The following is a 15,869-nucleotide window of genomic DNA, read 5'->3' as shown; positions in this document are numbered from 1 at the left end:
TGCCAACATTCCTGCCAAGAATATATATAGGGCTGGCGGCATTGCGCGGGTGATATATCCCGCCACTCACCAAGCGATGCTGATTTTATGGACACCCCGGCAATGTTGCGCTCTTTTATGCCGGTGCCGGCAAGTTCCCAATCATCGCCCAGATGCGAGCAGCATCCGTATGTGCTGGTTTCTTTCCACTCGCACGAGGCACTTTCATCATACCATCCGTCATTATCCGCCAAGGGCGAATTTGGGGCCGGAGGATGCTTGACCGCCCAGCCGGTTATGCGGTTTTCCCGCCGCGCCTGCATCCCGGCAAGGGCGACCGGCTCAAGAGAGCGATATTCGGGAAATACATCGAAGCAATCAATTTTTAGACGCTCGACACGGCTACATTCCAATTCATGCCCGCGCCAGTAATCTATCTGCCGGCCGTCAATGCTGCTTTGCCCGCCGTCCTGCTGTTCGGCCGCATAGGTAAAACGCTCGAAAACCGCCGCCCCGAACCATGGGCCAACATCCAGCGTGCCGGTATAGCCCTTGAAATTCGCACTATGCTGCCCTTTGAGATAGGATCCTGTGTTGCCGGCTCCGCATGACACGCTCATTTCTTCACGGAGCCTCACTTCGTCAGTGCGCTCCATATCCTTGTCGGTCTTATACTCGGTCACGGCAATGTTGCGGGTGTCGCATGTATCCGCGATCTCTCCGCCACGGCCGATTTCGTTTCCGTCCGCGTCAGTTTGCTGCTCGCCGGCGTGAACCTTCATGCAATCCAATCCGGCAAGGCCGCTCAAGGCTCCCTGAAGCTCGCCTGCACCCGCTAAATCCAGTGCGCCGACCAGATTGCCTATCGAGCGCTCGATGCTCACCGCGCGGCTGCCGACCGCGCCCCCGCACGTCGTGTCATGGGCTTCCCACGCACCGCGCACGACCGTGCCATCATCACGCGTGCGCACGCTGCGCCGGTCGGTGCGCGCGCCAATATCGCCGGAATCTTCGCAAGGCAGTGTCCGGTATTCAAAAGAGCCGCCTGCGATGCCCGCCTGATCCACCGGCGCGATATGCTCTATCACCACCACCGGCGCGCCATTCGGGATGCCGAGATCGCAGCCCGCCGGAAGTGCAAGGCTGGTTTCGCCGTTGCGGCGCGGGCCGCGCAACTGCACCGCGTTATCGCCGTAATAGCCGGTCATTTGCGGGGCGACGTGTTGTGCGAGAGCCTGCACGATGCTGGCCCCCGCGCCAGTGCCAATGCCTTTCACCGTGAATTGCCCGCTACGGTCGGTTTGCGTGTACCATGCCAGCAGCATGTGGTTTTCGGTGTCGCCGCTGCCGTCGCGGCAATAGCCGTTTGCCAGAAAGCCGTCGGGCGAGCGCCCAGCCTCGCCTTGCGCCAGCGTTCCGTTCAGGAACGCCGCGTTGCGCATCAACGTCCAGTGGCTTTGCGTCAAATAGGCGGATAGCGCCGTTGCTAAGCTGGATGCCTCGCCCTCACTGAAATCCTGCAAGCGCTTTTCTCGCACGCTGTCGGCATCAGGAAGGCAAGCCGCAAGCGATAATACCGCCACTACCGCAAAACATGATAGCGATGCTCTACCAAATAATATTTTATTTCTATTTGCCATCTCCGAAAACAATGCCATTCATATACCTTGATTTATGAACACTCATTGTAAATCTAATCAATATTTAAGAGAAGAAAATATATTCGATAATAAATACTTAAATAATCCGCTTTGATACTTCGCCTGCGCCGTTTCGCCCGCCTCCCTCCCCGACCATCCATAAACCAAGGATTTTGAATGGTGTTTCTGGGGGTAACTAAGCCCTTGGAATCATTGCCGCTTGAATGGTTCAAAAACCGGGTTCAAAATTCCCGCCATGAAAATAGGCTATGCGCGCGTTTCCACGGATGAACAAAACCTCGATCTCCAGCTTCAGGCGCTGCACGCTGATGGCTGCGAGCTGATCTGCGAGGACAAGGCATCCGGCGCAACGCCGGATCGCGCCGGACTGACCGACGCGCTCGGCCGCTGCGGGGCCGGCGACGTGCTGGTCGTCTGGAAGCTCGACCGGCTCGGCCGCTCGCTGATTGATCTGGTGGTCATCGTCGAGGCGCTGCAAGCGCGCGGGGCCGGCCTGAAAATCCTGACCGGGCAAGGCGCGCAACTCGACACCACAAAACCGGATGGCCGCATGATCTTCGGGATTCTGGCGATCATGGCGCAATTCGAGCGCGAGCTGATCGGCGAACGCGCAAAGGCTGGCCTTGCGGCAGCGAAGCGGCGCGGCGTCCAGCTCGGCCGCCCTCCCCTGCTCTCACCGTTTCAAGTCGATGAAGCGCGCAAGATGATCGCGGCCGGCAAGCTGCGCCGTGAGGTCGCTGAATTGCTCGGTGTGTCGCCGCTCACGCTGCGGCGAGCGCTAACGGCCTGTCTCTAGGTGCGTCTGAAAAATAAAAGTGACAAGCGTGCTTGCCGATCCTACGGCAAGGCGCGCGTGCCGGGGGGATAGTCCTTTCGCGCGTCCTTCCTTGCCGTGCCCGGTGCCATAGAGCGATCGTAGCTCCCCAAGCCCCTGCACGATCGTCGCCATGTTGGACAACATGCGGCGGATGGTGTCGGCTCCCTTCGCTGAATCGGGGACGTCATCGGGAAGCAACTTCAGCTCTTTGAGGACTTTTTTGCCAAGCTGCGGCAGGTCATCACCCTTCCCGGCTTCAACGCCGCGCTCTGCCAGTATGGTCTTGAAGCAGCTTTCGACCAGCTCCTTAGCCGTACCGATCGCCAGAGCCGGATCAGTGTCGATCGACGCCTCGATCCGTTGAATCTGATCGTGCATATGTTTTGCATCGAACCCGGCCGCAATAGATTTTGCGTCAGCAAGACGGGCGGCAGCGGTAATGGGAACGATTACGCCGCCGTCGAAGGCGAACCCGTCGCGGCGCAACTGCTCATCGAACTCTTCGAGCACGCGGCGCGCATCGCGGCTGGCATCATTTCCCCATGGGGCCGGATCGCGGATAGTGCGCTCGATCTTCCCCATGAAGACAGCAAGCACATTGAGGAAGCGCCGTGCATCGGCCGGATTTGTAAAGTCGAGTTGCTCGTAATAGCCCTGAATCAGCGATCGTCGCTGCCCCCCGACGTGTTTCTGCGGCTCCGCATAGGGGATTTCTTCGGCTTCAAACTCGCTCTCGATCTCGCGCAAAACCGAATTTGCGGAAAGGTAGTCCATCAACATCGAGCGCAAGCGGCGGCTGATCAGCTCCGTCATTTGCTTCGTCCCCCCCTTGACGTTTCGTCGACTTGTCGACATCATCATTGCATGACCGAAGCACCAAAATCCACCAAGGGAAACCGGCAGATTGTCGGATTGAGCCTGTCGCCTGAACTGGCCCGCGATCTCAAAGTGGAAGCGGCCGAGCGAAAAATGTCGCTGCGCAAGCTATTCGAGGAGATGTGGGCGGACTATCAGGAGCGCCGTAACAAGGCACGCTCATGATCCGCACCGAACGGCAACTCGCCGCCCTTTCTGCTGCATTGATTCCCGCCCGCCACACGCTCACGGCTGCGGAACGCAAGCTATGCGCAGGGGCGACGGTGGACGATTCGACCGTCGAAAGCACGCGGGCGCTGATCCTCGCCGGGGATGATCCTCTTGGGGAATTGTTCGGGCAAATCCGTTCTGCGGAAGATCGCCGCGAACACGGGGCAACCTACACACCCGCCGCTATTGTCGACGCCATGATCGCGTGGGCGGCCGATCGACCTGCACCGCCTGTCCGTGTCGTCGACGCTGGCGCAGGCTCCGGCCGCTTCACAATCGCCGCTGCAAGGCGATTTTCTGCTGCCTCCTTGGTCGCCGTCGAAACCGATCCACTCGCCACCTTAATGCTGCGCGCGAACGCAAGTGTGCTTGGCTTTGCCGATCGCCTCACGGTCAAAATCACTGATTATCGCCGGCTCTCCTTGCCAAAAGTCGACGGGCCGACGCTGTTCATCGGCAATCCGCCCTATGTGCGCCACCACGATATTGGCGAAGAATGGAAAAACTGGCTCGCTACGCAAGCGGCAAAAGTGGGCTTTAAGGCGAGCAAGCTCGCCGGCCTGCATGTTCATTTCTTCCTGAAAACCCGTTTGATCGGCCGGCAAGGCGATTACGGAGCGTTCATCACGGCGGCTGAATGGCTCGACGTGAATTACGGGCGGCTGCTGCGCGATATGCTCGCCGATGGTCTCGGCGGAACATCCGTACACCTCATTGACCCGAAAGCCATGCCTTTCGCCGATGCGCTCACCACGGGCGCGATTACCTGTTTTCAGGTCGGGCAGCGGCCGGATCAGTTCACCATGCGCAGCGTCGATAGCGTCGCGCAACTGGCCGACCTCTCGGAAGGGCGGCGGGTGTCTTGGGCCGATCTGGCCGGCGCGCCGAAATGGTCTTCGCTGATCCGGTCAACGCCAGTACGGCGATCGGGCATGATCGAGCTTGGTGAACTATTCCGCGTGCATCGCGGCCAAGTAACGGGTGGCAATGCGGTATGGGTTCATGGCGTGAACGCCCCTCCCCTTCCCGAACGATTCTTGCTGCCTGCCGTCACCAAAGCGCGGGAGCTTTTGGCGGTTGAGGCTGTTCTGCGTTCCCCGGATCGGTTGCGGCGCGTCGTCGACCTGCCGGCTGATCTGGAGGAGCTGACCAAAGCCGAGCGACGGATGGTCGACGCCTTTTTGAAATGGGCGCGGACACAGGACGCTGATTTATCCTATGTCGCCCGCCACCGGCGCGCATGGTGGAGCGTCGGCTATAAGGAGCCGGCAGCGATCTTATGCACCTACATGGCGCGCCGTGCGCCTCATTTCGTGCGAAATGCCGCAAAAGCACGGCATATCAACATCGCCCACGGTCTATACCCACGTGACACCCTGCCTGCAAAAACGCTGGACGCAATTGTGCGCTTCTTGCACCATGGTGTAACGACAGAGGGCGGGCGCATCTATGCAGGCGGGCTAGTGAAGTTTGAGCCGAAGGAAATAGAGCGGATCGCCATTCCGAGGCTTGAGACTTTGCATGACTTTACCGACGAAATGGACATCACAGCAACTCGCCGACGACTGCCTAGAGAGCGTGAGGGCATTTCGTCGGGAACGGCTTGATGAACCATTAGAGCTGTATTCCGAGCATTTCGAGAACTTCAGCCGCGTCTTTGCCGGGGTGGTCGATCAAATTCCCGACATCAAAGCTGATCCTGTCAATGTCGATGTCCTCGCCGATTTAATGAGAGACGACGATACGCGGCGCGCACTATGCTACCTCACCGCGCCGCCTATCTCGGAAGACGATCTAAAAACCTTAGTCGACGCCTCGATCCGCCCGACGCCGTTGCGAGCTGATCCCGCGTCCGCCGCTCGACTTCGCGATGTCATCATTCGCATTCTTGATCCGCACCGCTTTCCATGGGTCGACGCCGGCCGCGCGCCAACGCCCGATGAACGAGCGGCCGCGATCTTGGCATCTGCTGCCTTGGTAGCAGCACGCAAAGTTGAAACCTTCCGCCGCAACGACGCCAAGGACAGGCAAGAGGAAAACGTCAAGCAGCTGCTGCGGGATTTCGGCTATACGGAAGTTCCAAAACACGACATTCCGAATGCGTCGGTCGCGCCGGCGATCGGCACATTCATGGGCGAAACGCCCCTAGCCGGCGCTAAGGCGGATGTCGTCACACGTTTGGCGGATGGCAGGATCATGGCGATCGAATGCAAGGTGTCGAATTCCAGCGTCAATTCCTACAAGCGCCTCGTGCATGACACGGGCGGCAAGGCGACCATCTGGTATAGCCAGCTCGGACGGGCCAATCTGGTCCCCTGCGCCGTTCTCAATGGAGTTTTCAGCGTTGCGAACTGCGAAACCGTGCAAAACGACAAGGATGTCTATCTCTTTTGGGATCATCGTTTGAACGATCTGCGCGATTTTATCGCCTCGATCACATAGTCGAACAGGCACCGCGTTGGCCGCTCTAACCGATGGCGCGCCCTCCGATCTTCTAAAAGTCGATCTGTTCACCTAACCAAAAACCCGCCTGCTGCGGCTTCGCCGGTCGATGTTCGATCTAGCCGCTTGCTTGCTCGGAAAGCAATCTTGCTCGATCTCTCGGCCTGCGCCGTGGGCCGGTCGTTGCTCTCTGAAAAACTGTTGTTCCCTGTTCGATTCCCGCCGAAGGCGAGAAGCGAACCCGCGCGAAGCGCGGCCTTGATGTTCCCCGTCCCGATAGCCTTGCATTGCCATGTAAGGCCCGCGTCGTCACCCGAAGGGCCGTAGCGAAGCGAAGGACGGCGAAGCCGTTGACTGCGTGGGCTGTCATGGCAGGCTTTCATTATTGGGCGGGAAAAAGACATGCGGGGGCGTTCGCGAAGCGAACATAAAGGCCCCGCTCCGCTGAATCATCGGCCCGAAGGGTCGATTCCGCTTTTATTCAGTGAAGGCAATGTCCCGCCATCGCTTAGTGCGCCGTAAAAGTGACGGTTCAAAATGCGCTAAGGCATCAATTATATTGTTTTTTATATTTGTTTTCTTTTTAGGGGACATTTCTGTCCTATCTGGAAAAGCAAGCACTTCGCATGGTTGCGCGGCCTGCCATGCCTGCCAGCCGCTGCGCGAAGCCCAGAACGGCAACACTTTTTCAGTAATGGAGATAATCAGGCCGGTATAGAGACCCCGCCGCCCTATGCGGGTTTTCGTGACGATGTAGCCGAACCGCACCAGTTCCGCGATGTAGCGCTGTATGGAGCGCGTCGAGCGCCGCATGATAGAGGCTAGGGTGGTTTTGCAAGTCCGCGTTTCTGTCCCCTTCCCTGCCCGCGCGCGCAGCACCTGAAGCAATGCCTTGGCCTGCGGGGTCAAGCGGTCGTCGCGCGCGGCGGTCGTCGCCATGCCCTGCGCAAACTGCCAGCTATCGACCGGCGCGGGGCGCTCGTGGCGGGCCGGTGGGGCCGCTCTCGTTCCTGCCGCCCTTCTGGCCCGCTCGCGCCGCTCGGCGTCCTGTGCGACTTCCTCTGGCGAAATCCAGCCCCATCCCATGGCCCTGTGATAGTCAGGCGTTCCATAGACGGGCTTTTTCCAGCCTGCGGGCGGGGTCGGTTGCGTGGTTTTACGCACAAGCGCGCTTTGCGCCAGACGTTTAGCGGATGCGATTAATTCGGGGTCATTCTCCTGCGCGTAGAGCGCGGGGCGGTCGTATAGGCTCATAGTTGCTCCTTCGGTTCGGTTGAACCGCCGAAGGGCTGGCCGCTCACGGCCTTAAACGCCTGAAAAAAGGGCGCAAAAATCCGTGGCAAGAATCCTCTTGCAAATGATCCGGCTTTGGGGGAGAATTCAGTTGTCACACAGAATTCTTGGCCCTCGGCCGAATTATCAGAAGCCCGCCCTTGGCGGGTTTTTTGATTTCTGGTCGGTGTCCCCTCGCAAAAATGGTTGATACGGCAGCTCGAATCGTGCCGCCTCTTGCGGTAATCGTGCCTGATCCGCGACACTCGCTCAACCGCCTTGTGAAACGGCTAGGTTTTCTGCCGATTCTCGGCTGCGCCTACCTCCGGTGTGATGTTGCCCCATGGCGGATTTCTGCGAATCTCAAAAAGTACCGTAGAGTACCGTACTCTAAAGTACCTCTAGGTACGGTACTCTAGGATATGGTAGGATATCCTTTACCGAGTCGCTCTATGTTTGCTGCATCAACCCTGACCCCTGTGAGAGAACCATGCCCGTCATCGCCTTCGCGAATTCAAAGGGCGGCTCCGGCAAGACGACAAGTGCGCTCCTGATCGCTTGCGAGCTGGCCGAGAAAACCGCCGTTACCATCATCGACGCCGATCCGCGTCATCCCGTCAGCAAATGGGCAACGCCCAAGGAAGGCAAAACGCCGCCACCCAAAAATCTGACGGTGGTGCGCAACGCCGGCGAACAAACAATCATCGAAGAAATCGAAGCGGCCGCCGCGCGCGATCCGTTCGTGATTGTCGATCTTGAAGGCGTCGGCTCGAAGCTGAACGCCTATGCCATGTCGCAAGCCGATCTGGTTGTAATCCCCATGAAGGAGCAGCAGCAGGACGCCGAGGCGGCGCTTGATACGATCCGCGAAGTCACAAACGTATCAAAGGTGCGCCGCGCCGAGCTGCCATTCTCGATCCTGTTCACACAAACGAAGCCGGTCGCAAAATCACGCACGGCGCGCTTCATTGCTTCGCAGTTCCGCGACAATCCCCGGATCGACACGTTCAATGTCGAGCTGCACGAACGAGATGCGTTCTCCGCGATCTACACGATGGGCGGAAGCGTGCGTGCGCTCGATCCTGCGCAGACAAACGGCATTGATCGGGCCATTGAAAACATTACCGGCGTTGTTGCCGAGCTGGTTGCAAAGCTGCGCGCCAATGCCGGCGCGGCGCAAGACGATAAGAAGGGCAGGGCGGCATGACACAGCACCGGCAATCTCTTGAGTTCGATCTGGATGATTTCGCACCGCGCGCGCCAGCCGATACGCCTGCCGCTGTACGGCTTCCCGACCGCAAGGCGGTCGAGAAAGTCGCGAGTTTCCCAAGCCGCGAAGCGCCAGACGACGATCAGCTCAACATCAAGGGGCCGAAGGCTGTCCTTGATAGGTTCCGCGCGCTCCGCAAATCCGAGCGCTACAAATATGCCGATCTGCTGGAATTTATGATGGACGCCTACGAAGAAAAGCGGGGCAAAGGTTCGCAATGATGAAGGGGGAAAACGACAACCTAAGCCCGTTACTCCGTACCGTTCTCGATGCGCTCGGCCGGTGGGCCGTGATCGAAGGCGGGGACGCGCGCCAGGGCGAGGGGAATCCGAAGCCCTAGCCGCGCGGCCAGTCCGACAATTGCGGCCGATAGACCGGCGACATGACGGGCGCGCGCGGCATCGGCATGTCATCGTCGTTCCATGAATCCAGTCCGCCCCGCGCCATGGAAAACTGGAATTTATAAAACCACGCGCGCGCCGTTCGGCCGCGAATACCGAATAGGCGGGCGAACATTTCCCATTGCAGCGTGTCCGTCCGACCCTGCTCGATATAGGGCAGGGCGCTGCGCGCCTCGATGCAAAGCGGGCTGTTATGAAGATCGTTGTGCGTGATGTCGGCAATTGCCTCGAACATATCCCACGCGGCGACAAGGGCGGGCATGTCGGCAAGTTCCAGCTGGAACACTTCCGCTTCGCTATCAAGAAGCTGCCACCATTCGCCGCCTCTGAACTCTGTGAGGTCAACCGGCCTTTTCATTTCGCGCGCAAACATGGCTTTCAGCTGCTCGATGGCGTCAGCTGGCGATGGCGTCGGGGTCATGGTGATGCACTCCGGTTTAACGCGGCCGCTCGATGCCAAACATATTGGAGAAGGGCTGCGCGCCATTCAAGCAACCGGATTCTGCTGCCGGTTAAATTACGGTTCCAATCCTCGCCCGCGTTGCCGCGCCATGCCCCGGCCGCGCGCGATATGCGCCTGCCGCTGCTGCGCCGTAACCAGTGCCGCACGCCGCTCGGCATTGTAGGCTTGCCAACGCTCGCGCATTGCGGCGCGGGCCTGCTCCTGATCGCCGCGCAGATTTTCACACGATAGCAGGAACCGCGCGCGGGCCTGCCGCTGCGCCTCGGCCTGATCGCGGCGGATCTGGTGGATCCGCTGCGTGATTTCCGTGCGGATCTGTTTGCCGAGCTTTTCGCGCTCGCGGTCGTGCTTCTTCTGCACGATGGCGCGGCGCTCGTCCTTGGAGAAGGCGGCAACGAATCCGCCGAGCATGTCGCCGTCGAGCGCCCGTTCGCGGAACACGGCGGCGGCGTGCCAGATACGCCCGATCGGCGATCGCTCGCCAGCCTCAAATATGCGCAGCTCGTCGCGGTGACGGGCAAACAGCTTCCCCCATGCCGGCTTATAGGCGGCTTTGGTGTCGGCGACGGACTGACGGATAATCTTGCCGGTCTGCCCCTGCATGGCGTTTTTCTCGCTGCCATAGGCCGCTTTGAGCGCGTCCCATTCGATCCGGTGCTGCTCGTGCATGGCGCGGCTCTCGGCCGTGAGGTCGCGGGCCTTGTCGTCATGCTGACGTTTCACGAAGTCGCGGCGGCGGTCGGTGGTTTCCTGCTTCTCGCGCTCGTACACGTTCCGGGGCTTGCGCCGCGCGTCCACCTTCTCGCCAGCGGCGCGCTTGTTGGCATTTGCCAAGCGCCCTTCGGTCACGGTCAAACCGTGCTCGCGCTCGAACGCCTGCGCCCATTTTGACAGCTTGCGCTTGGTGTTCGACATAAGCGCCTGACTCCCGTCCGGCTGCTTCGACGCCGCCGACAATCCATTTTCGGGGTCGATCAGGTTCACCATGACATGGACATGCTGATGATCCGTGTCGGTGTGGCTGACGGCAAGCGCTTGATGCCGGTCAAGGCCAAGCGCCTTTAGCGCGCCGGCGACGGCTGCGCGCTGCACGTCCTCGTTGACCTGCTCCTGCGGGTTGAACGTAATCGAGAAATGATAGGCGACATTCTTCGCCGGTTTGCCCTTCTTGATGCCGGCCGCTTCCTTCAGCTGGTCGGCGCTCATGGCGGTCGCTGCCATGAGCCGCCACGCGCGATCAGGCTCTGCCTCGTCAAGATTGTATGACTGCACCCAACCGACGCGCGCGGCGGTTTCGGCGCGGCCGACATCGTGCAGGATATACGCGGCAAGTCCCTTGAAGGACTTACCCGTGCCGATCTCGACGGGGTTCATCGCGCGAAAGCCTTTCGACGTGGCTGCGTATGTCCTCGATCAGATGAGGCAGATGCGGCGGCGCGAAACGGCCGGCGTTCATGTGGCGGGCAATCTGGTTGAGATTGACGCCCAGCCGCAAGAGCGCCGTAGCCAGCACAGCACGGCTGTGCTGCTCGGCAACGCCGGCCGGCAGCGGCCGGCCGTTGCCGGTGCGGCGCATGTATTCGGACAGGGTGAGGCCATAGGCGGCTGCACGCTGTTCGATCTGCGCGCGCTCACGCATGGACATGCGCACCTGAATGTAGGTGTCACGCAGTTCATCGGGGGATTTTTTCGGTCGTGCCACGGCCGTCCACAGCTCCTTAGCAGGGGGTTCAAAGGGGGGTGCAGCGCCTCCCTTGCCAGAGTATTTGTTATGACAAATACACATCTGGCTACCCTCATACTACAGCCTATCATAAGTTGCGTTAAGGGGTCATTAACCTCAATATTGCCGCTGCGCCCCTGCGGCCTCTCCACGGCCACGGAATCCGGCTGTAGCCCTGCACCGGAGCGCCGCTGTCGCCGGCCTTTCCGCCCGCTCTGGCGGCGATCAGGTCGATGGCGTGACGGTCCACGATTTCCAGAATGGCAACGGCCTGCGTCACGACATGACGGCGGGCGCGGTTTCGGGTGATGGATTTAAGCATGGTGGGTTCCTCCTTTTGTACCATTGCCCCGGCCGGCACCACGCAGCGACGCGGCTCAAGGGACCGAAACGGTTAGGCCGCCCCGCGCCTTGGCGCGGCCGGCGGCCTTCTGTTTTGCAGCCCTTGAACCGTGGCGGGGCGGGGGGGCAGGTTGGGGCAATGGTGGCTGCTCACGCGCTCAACCTCGACACGCCCCATTCGGCAGCGGCCATGGCTTCGTCCACATCGTCGCGAACACCGGCGACGATCAGCGCGGCCCATGTGTCGTTTGCCTGCGGGTACACGCGCGCCAGATGGCAAGCGAGGCCGGTCGGCGATTGCCAGACCAGCCGGAAGCCGTCACCTTCCAACTGCCATGACAGCTCGCCGCGGCCTTCGGCGAGCGTGCGCAATTCGGCCGCGGCCGAATTGAACACGCCGACGATCCAGCATGACAGCATCGCGCGCGTGCGCTCGTCCGGCAACGCGCCGGCGTCGGCCAAAGCCCGCGCCATAAGCGCGGACTCCAGTTGCTCGGTGTAACGGTCGGCAAGCTCGTCGCCGATCTGCGGGGAAAACGTCTGCATCAGTATTCCCTCGCCAGCATGATGGTGAGAACGCGCCGCGTTTTCTTCACGTCGGCCGGGTCTTCGCTGCCGCCTGTCATCGACAGATTGTAATAGTCGATCTTCCAGAACACCTTGACGCCGGCCTGATCGAACGAACCGAAATCATGCTCGCCGTAGGGGTCGTTGTCCGGGCCGAAAGCATCGAAGCTCTGCACCTTGGCGATGATCGCCGCGCGATCCGGGCCGGGCAGGCTGGCAATGCCGGGGGTCAACAGGATTTGCCCGAAAAGGAAGCTGGAACGGAAAGCGTCGTTCAGCTCGGCTATGGTCGGCCGTGGCCGCGCCGGCGGTGAGGTTTGAGAGGTGGTCATGGTTTTTCCTTTCTGTCTGCGGCCGGGTCATTCCAGCCGTGACGGTGAAAGGCAGACCGACGCGAGCGCGCGTCACATGGACTACTCGGGAGCGAAGCGAATGGAGCGGGCCGGACATTGACGCATAGCGCCGCGTGGGATGCGTAATCCGGCAAGGCTGGTGTGTTCCCGGCCGCGAGGGAAAACCGCCACCAGAAAGCGCCACAGGGCCAAGAAACGGCTTAGGCGCTGTGTTCTGTATGTTTCATGGAAGTGGTCTTACGCGAAGCGCGGGAACGGCTGTGTCGCCGTTCCCGCAATTGCGTGTCAATCATCACGGCGCGGGGCTGTAGCGCGGCAACGTGATTGCGTCGGCCTGCCGGCGCATGGTTTCGGTGTCGTAGCCGGCCTGCATACGCAAAAGCATGTCCATGCTGACGCCGAACGCCTTCTCGATCCGCAAGGCCATTTCCGGCGATAGGCGCGCTTTCTCGTTCACAAGGTCGGAAAGCGTTGCACGGCGCACGTCCAGTATGTCGGCCGCCTTGGCAATCGAAAGGCCCAGCTCGTCCAAAACTTCATCGCGGATGAACGCGCCGGGGTGCGGCGTCGTCATGCCAATTTTTCCGATAGCTTCGCTCATCAGTGATAGTCCTCCAAATCTAGGTTGGAGATTTCGCCGTCCTCGATCTCGAACGTGATCCGCCAGTTCCCGGACACTGAAATGCTCCATGTGCCGGCACGGTCGCCCGTCAACTGGTGGATTCGCCAACCGGGCGGGCCGGCTACCTCGTCCATGCTGGCGGCATAGCGCAGCGCCGCCAGTATGTTCGTTATCCGCTTCGTTTGATCGGGCCTGATCCCTTTGGAATCGCCGTTCTCTATCAGGGCTTTCAGCCCTCTGTGTCGTGTGCTGCGAAATCTCATTGTCTTCAAGTGTACGGTTTCGCCGTACACATTGCAAGCAAAATCTACAAAGGCCGCTCGCCGCTAGGGCAGGGGTTCCAGCATAGCTGAAACCCCGCAAACAAGGCTGTGATCGCCCTGCGCGCCCGTCAAGCATCTGCTCGGCGCTCGCGCGCCTCCTCGGATGCTTGACCGCCGCCCATGGCTCGATAATCTGCCTTCAGGGCAATTAGAGGGCGTTTTACTGCATGATGGCAGGTGAACCGGCCGGCGCATGATCGGCCGGATAATTCTTGTTCTGATCGGCCTGTATCTGGCCGGCTTCATATCCCTGCCATGGTCGCCTGACGGCCCGATATTTCGATTCCTCTTTGGCGATTTCATCGCCTACGGCGAGCGGCACGGCATCAATGCCGCGTTGCGATCCGCCGCCCCCTATATCGGCTGGGGGCTGATCGTCCTCGCCATATGGGGAATGCGCGGGCTGATCTGGTGGCCGCTGCGCCATGCCTATTGGCTGCGCCGCCTGTTCGGCGGGCGCGTGTTCGGCAAGGCAAGGTGGGCGCGCCGGCGCGATCTGCGCCGCGCGGGCCTGACGCAACCGGGCGGGCTGTTTCTCGGCCGCGCGCGCGGCGTCGATCTCTACCATAGCGGCGAGGGGCATATCATCACCATCGGCGGCACCGGCGGCGGCAAATCCTCCGGCCTCGTCGTCCCGACGCTGTGCGAGCTGACGGAAGGGGCGGTGATCGTCACCGATCCGTCCGGCGAACTGGCGGCGATGACCGCGCGCCGGCGCGCGCAAATCGGCCCGGTCGTCTTTCTAAATCCGTTCGCCTCGGTGTTTGAGAAGGATACGGGCGTCGCCTATCCCGATGACGGGTTCAATCCGCTCTCCGTCCTCGATCCGAAAAGCCCGAATTTCATCACCGACACAAACGCGCTCGCCCGCCTGCTGATGGTCGGTGATCGCCGCGAAAGCGGCTCCTACTGGAATGATGAAGGCGCGGAATTTCTCGCGCTCATGATCGCCTCGATCAAGCTCTATGATGCGCCCGATCTGCATAATCTGGCGTTCCTCTACCGCGTCGTGCGCGATACGCCGGAAAACATCGCGCAGCGCCTCGAATGGATCGAAGATGAAGGCCACCCGGCCTTGCAGGACGATGCCACGCGCTTTGCCGCTCTCACCAAGATTCATGCGCAATGGGCCGGCGTCATCTCCAAGGCCGCACTTGCTACCAAACGGTACGCCCCGTCAACGCCGCTCGGCGAGCATGTCGCCAAGGATGGTTTCGACGCCTCCCGCCTGAAAACCGAAAAGGTCACGGTGTTCATTCTCGTGCCGCCCTCGATGCTGGCGGTCGCCCTTCCATGGCTGAACACGCTGATCGGCGTGTTCGGCATGGCAATCGGTCAGCCGGGGCCGCGCCGCCCGCCGCGCTCGCCACAACGGTATCGACATACTCCTTCGATGTGGCGTGCGCGTTAGCTGTTGGCGTAATAGGCACGTTCAATGCGCCCGTCATGGTATCACCGGCCTTACGCACCTTGGTATCGGCATAGGCCATGGTCGCCGCATCGGTGGAGGCGGTGGGCGTTGCGAGGCCGGTGATTTTGCGGTTGCCTGCCGCGTTGCCGGTCGCCAGCACCGCCGAGAGGTTCGGGGTAGCCGGTGCGGGAATGGCCGCGATTGCGGACGTGACATAGGCGCGCGTCACCGCATGATTGTCGGCGGTCGGCGGGGCGAGGTTTAGAATCCGAAACCCGCCCATATCGAGCGCCTGCCCCGCCATATGATCGCCCAGCCCGTCGCCCTGCCCCATGATCGACCCCATGGCGACCCAGTGTGAGCCGTTGCAATACTGCATGACGTTGTAGGTGGTATTATAGACCTGATCGCCTGCATCGCCGGGCGGATTCACGCAAGGCGTAGCCCGAGCAACGGCAGGCGCACTAGCTAATAAAACAATTGCTAAAATAGACTTCCAATTCATATTCTAACCCTTTCTAGAAATATTACGGCAAGGCGCATGGGCCGGTGCCCGATGCACCAGCCGGACAACTCCGAAAACATGTGTGGCCGAAATTGTCGCTCTCTACGGTTGTCGAAACGACACGGCATCCGTTCGGCAGGCTTCCATAAGGAATTTCTAGCCTTAAAGATTGTCCATTCGCGCAACTCAAATGATGAAAACGGGCTGCTTTCTGACAATGCGTTCCCGTCTGAACTACGGGCGGGCATGGTACTGTCGCATCACAGGATATACTGTCCGGTTGCGGTTTCGGCCCCGCATCATTACATGCACTGCTTGGAAGAGAAGCCCCTGTTTCCGGGTTCTGGCAAACTACACTTCCATGCCGCGTTTGCGCGGCTTGCCCGCATATTTTTGGACAAACAGGCGGTCTCAGACCCCAAGTACCGGTCTCTATCTGTGCCGGCTCTTCGTGTAAGTCCGGCTCGACAGACTCTTCCGGCGTACCCGGCGTCTCAGGGACAGCCGGTTCCTCAGGAGCAACCGGCGCGTCACAAGAGCTTAAGCTGACGGATTGATAATTATAGCGGATTTCGCTTTTCGTTTCGCAGACTTCAGTACAGGATTCTTCCTCACCCGATCCGGTGCACTCC

The 15,869-nt window shown here is 60.4% G+C and carries 19 protein-coding genes; 7 read left to right on the top strand and 12 right to left on the bottom strand.

Annotated features, from left to right (window positions below):
* Positions 1-1,637 (bottom strand): hypothetical protein (locus ACTDI4_RS01655; RefSeq protein WP_442839487.1); only part of this gene is annotated, 1,637 nt, incomplete at its 3' end.
* 202 nt (positions 1,638-1,839) lie between these two features.
* On the opposite strand from ACTDI4_RS01655, the gene ACTDI4_RS01650 reads away from it, so the two are divergent.
* Complete coding sequence (locus tag ACTDI4_RS01650; RefSeq protein WP_442839486.1) at positions 1,840-2,436, top strand: recombinase family protein; 597 nt, start codon at positions 1,840-1,842, stop codon at positions 2,434-2,436.
* Here the strand turns inward: ACTDI4_RS01650 and ACTDI4_RS01645 are convergent.
* The gene (locus tag ACTDI4_RS01645; RefSeq protein ID WP_442839485.1) at positions 2,419-3,270 is read right to left on the bottom strand and encodes an abortive infection family protein; all 852 of its coding nucleotides are present in this window, start codon (positions 3,268-3,270) and stop codon (positions 2,419-2,421) included. The two genes, ACTDI4_RS01650 and ACTDI4_RS01645, sit on opposite strands and share 18 nt — an antisense overlap.
* 51 nt (positions 3,271-3,321) lie before the next feature.
* On the opposite strand from ACTDI4_RS01645, the gene ACTDI4_RS01640 reads away from it, so the two are divergent.
* The 3 genes from ACTDI4_RS01640 to ACTDI4_RS01630 are packed head-to-tail and all read left to right on the top strand — an operon-like array spanning position 3,322 to position 5,985.
* Positions 3,322-3,498 (top strand): hypothetical protein, encoded by a 177-nt coding sequence (locus tag ACTDI4_RS01640; protein WP_442839484.1) that lies wholly within the window; start codon positions 3,322-3,324, stop codon positions 3,496-3,498.
* Positions 3,495-5,150, top strand: a complete 1,656-nt coding sequence (locus ACTDI4_RS01635) for an Eco57I restriction-modification methylase domain-containing protein (protein ID WP_442839483.1) — start codon at positions 3,495-3,497, stop codon at positions 5,148-5,150. Before ACTDI4_RS01640 ends, ACTDI4_RS01635 begins: the two co-directional genes overlap by 4 nt.
* Positions 5,065-5,985 carry a XamI family restriction endonuclease gene (locus ACTDI4_RS01630; protein ID WP_442839482.1) on the top strand — a complete coding sequence of 307 codons (921 nt, stop codon included), beginning with the start codon at positions 5,065-5,067 and terminating at the stop codon, positions 5,983-5,985. The genes ACTDI4_RS01635 and ACTDI4_RS01630 overlap by 86 nt, the downstream gene beginning before the upstream one ends.
* 477 nt (positions 5,986-6,462) lie before the next feature.
* Here ACTDI4_RS01630 and ACTDI4_RS01625 read toward each other — a convergent pair whose 3' ends face one another.
* Positions 6,463-7,239, bottom strand: a complete 777-nt coding sequence (locus ACTDI4_RS01625) for a helix-turn-helix domain-containing protein (protein ID WP_442839481.1) — start codon at positions 7,237-7,239, stop codon at positions 6,463-6,465.
* Positions 7,240-7,747: 508 nt separating this feature from the next.
* Between ACTDI4_RS01625 and ACTDI4_RS01620 the strand changes: the two genes are divergently transcribed.
* Positions 7,748-8,464, top strand: a complete 717-nt coding sequence (locus ACTDI4_RS01620; protein ID WP_442839480.1) for a ParA family protein — start codon at positions 7,748-7,750, stop codon at positions 8,462-8,464.
* A complete protein-coding gene (locus ACTDI4_RS01615; protein ID WP_442839479.1) occupies positions 8,461-8,748 on the top strand; it encodes a hypothetical protein in 288 nt (95 codons plus the stop codon). Before ACTDI4_RS01620 ends, ACTDI4_RS01615 begins: the two co-directional genes overlap by 4 nt.
* 115 nt (positions 8,749-8,863) lie before the next feature.
* On the opposite strand, the gene ACTDI4_RS01610 is transcribed toward ACTDI4_RS01615, so the two are convergent.
* The 9 genes from ACTDI4_RS01610 to ACTDI4_RS01570 form a co-directional block, all read right to left on the bottom strand.
* Positions 8,864-9,349 carry a hypothetical protein gene (locus ACTDI4_RS01610; protein ID WP_442839478.1) on the bottom strand — a complete coding sequence of 162 codons (486 nt, stop codon included), beginning with the start codon at positions 9,347-9,349 and terminating at the stop codon, positions 8,864-8,866.
* A gap of 96 nt (positions 9,350-9,445) precedes the next feature.
* Positions 9,446-10,765, bottom strand: coding sequence for a relaxase/mobilization nuclease domain-containing protein (locus tag ACTDI4_RS01605; RefSeq protein ID WP_442839477.1), 1,320 nt, complete (start codon positions 10,763-10,765; stop codon positions 9,446-9,448).
* Positions 10,737-11,093, bottom strand: coding sequence for a plasmid mobilization protein (locus tag ACTDI4_RS01600; RefSeq protein WP_442839476.1), 357 nt, complete (start codon positions 11,091-11,093; stop codon positions 10,737-10,739). Before ACTDI4_RS01600 ends, ACTDI4_RS01605 begins: the two co-directional genes overlap by 29 nt.
* Before the next feature lie 121 nt (positions 11,094-11,214).
* On the bottom strand, positions 11,215-11,436 hold the full coding sequence (locus tag ACTDI4_RS01595; protein ID WP_442839475.1) for a hypothetical protein: 222 nt from the start codon (positions 11,434-11,436) through the stop codon (positions 11,215-11,217).
* A 170-nt stretch (positions 11,437-11,606) separates the two neighbouring features.
* Complete coding sequence (locus ACTDI4_RS01590) at positions 11,607-12,002, bottom strand: hypothetical protein (protein WP_442839474.1); 396 nt, start codon at positions 12,000-12,002, stop codon at positions 11,607-11,609.
* Positions 12,002-12,355 (bottom strand): DUF3768 domain-containing protein, encoded by a 354-nt coding sequence (locus ACTDI4_RS01585; RefSeq protein ID WP_442839473.1) that lies wholly within the window; start codon positions 12,353-12,355, stop codon positions 12,002-12,004. Before ACTDI4_RS01585 ends, ACTDI4_RS01590 begins: the two co-directional genes overlap by 1 nt.
* Before the next feature lie 313 nt (positions 12,356-12,668).
* Positions 12,669-12,977, bottom strand: a complete 309-nt coding sequence (locus ACTDI4_RS01580) for a HigA family addiction module antitoxin (RefSeq protein ID WP_442839472.1) — start codon at positions 12,975-12,977, stop codon at positions 12,669-12,671.
* Positions 12,977-13,261 carry a type II toxin-antitoxin system RelE/ParE family toxin gene (locus ACTDI4_RS01575; protein ID WP_442839471.1) on the bottom strand — a complete coding sequence of 95 codons (285 nt, stop codon included), beginning with the start codon at positions 13,259-13,261 and terminating at the stop codon, positions 12,977-12,979. Before ACTDI4_RS01575 ends, ACTDI4_RS01580 begins: the two co-directional genes overlap by 1 nt.
* 220 nt (positions 13,262-13,481) lie before the next feature.
* Positions 13,482-13,748, bottom strand: coding sequence for a hypothetical protein (locus ACTDI4_RS01570; protein ID WP_442839470.1), 267 nt, complete (start codon positions 13,746-13,748; stop codon positions 13,482-13,484).
* A gap of 33 nt (positions 13,749-13,781) precedes the next feature.
* Between ACTDI4_RS01570 and ACTDI4_RS01565 the strand changes: the two genes are divergently transcribed.
* Positions 13,782-14,732 carry a type IV secretory system conjugative DNA transfer family protein gene (locus ACTDI4_RS01565; protein WP_442839469.1) on the top strand — a complete coding sequence of 317 codons (951 nt, stop codon included), beginning with the start codon at positions 13,782-13,784 and terminating at the stop codon, positions 14,730-14,732.
* Positions 14,733-15,869: the final 1,137 nt, after the last annotated feature.

This window comes from Mesorhizobium sp. PUT5, assembly GCF_052216645.1.
Lineage (GTDB): Bacteria > Pseudomonadota > Alphaproteobacteria > Rhizobiales > Rhizobiaceae > Mesorhizobium.
This window is presented reverse-complemented; position numbering and strand designations above follow the sequence as displayed.

Bases quoted from the DNA above. Each gene is read 5' to 3' on its own strand.
- ACTDI4_RS01645 (WP_442839485.1), bottom strand. From the start codon at position 3,270: ATGACGGAGCTGATCAGCCGCCGCTTGCGCTCGATGTTGATGGACTAC.
- ACTDI4_RS01640 (WP_442839484.1), top strand. From the start codon at position 3,322: ATGACCGAAGCACCAAAATCCACCAAGGGAAACCGGCAGATTGTCGGA.
- ACTDI4_RS01635 (WP_442839483.1), top strand. From the start codon at position 3,495: ATGATCCGCACCGAACGGCAACTCGCCGCCCTTTCTGCTGCATTGATT.
- ACTDI4_RS01630 (WP_442839482.1), top strand. From the start codon at position 5,065: ATGACTTTACCGACGAAATGGACATCACAGCAACTCGCCGACGACTGC.
- ACTDI4_RS01625 (WP_442839481.1), bottom strand. From the start codon at position 7,239: ATGAGCCTATACGACCGCCCCGCGCTCTACGCGCAGGAGAATGACCCC.
- ACTDI4_RS01620 (WP_442839480.1), top strand. From the start codon at position 7,748: ATGCCCGTCATCGCCTTCGCGAATTCAAAGGGCGGCTCCGGCAAGACG.
- ACTDI4_RS01615 (WP_442839479.1), top strand. From the start codon at position 8,461: ATGACACAGCACCGGCAATCTCTTGAGTTCGATCTGGATGATTTCGCA.
- ACTDI4_RS01610 (WP_442839478.1), bottom strand. From the start codon at position 9,349: ATGACCCCGACGCCATCGCCAGCTGACGCCATCGAGCAGCTGAAAGCC.
- ACTDI4_RS01605 (WP_442839477.1), bottom strand. From the start codon at position 10,765: ATGAACCCCGTCGAGATCGGCACGGGTAAGTCCTTCAAGGGACTTGCC.
- ACTDI4_RS01595 (WP_442839475.1), bottom strand. From the start codon at position 11,436: ATGCTTAAATCCATCACCCGAAACCGCGCCCGCCGTCATGTCGTGACG.
- ACTDI4_RS01590 (WP_442839474.1), bottom strand. From the start codon at position 12,002: ATGCAGACGTTTTCCCCGCAGATCGGCGACGAGCTTGCCGACCGTTAC.
- ACTDI4_RS01585 (WP_442839473.1), bottom strand. From the start codon at position 12,355: ATGACCACCTCTCAAACCTCACCGCCGGCGCGGCCACGGCCGACCATA.
- ACTDI4_RS01580 (WP_442839472.1), bottom strand. From the start codon at position 12,977: ATGAGCGAAGCTATCGGAAAAATTGGCATGACGACGCCGCACCCCGGC.
- ACTDI4_RS01575 (WP_442839471.1), bottom strand. From the start codon at position 13,261: ATGAGATTTCGCAGCACACGACACAGAGGGCTGAAAGCCCTGATAGAG.
- ACTDI4_RS01570 (WP_442839470.1), bottom strand. From the start codon at position 13,748: ATGGCGCAGCGGCCACCAGATCAGCCCGCGCATTCCCCATATGGCGAG.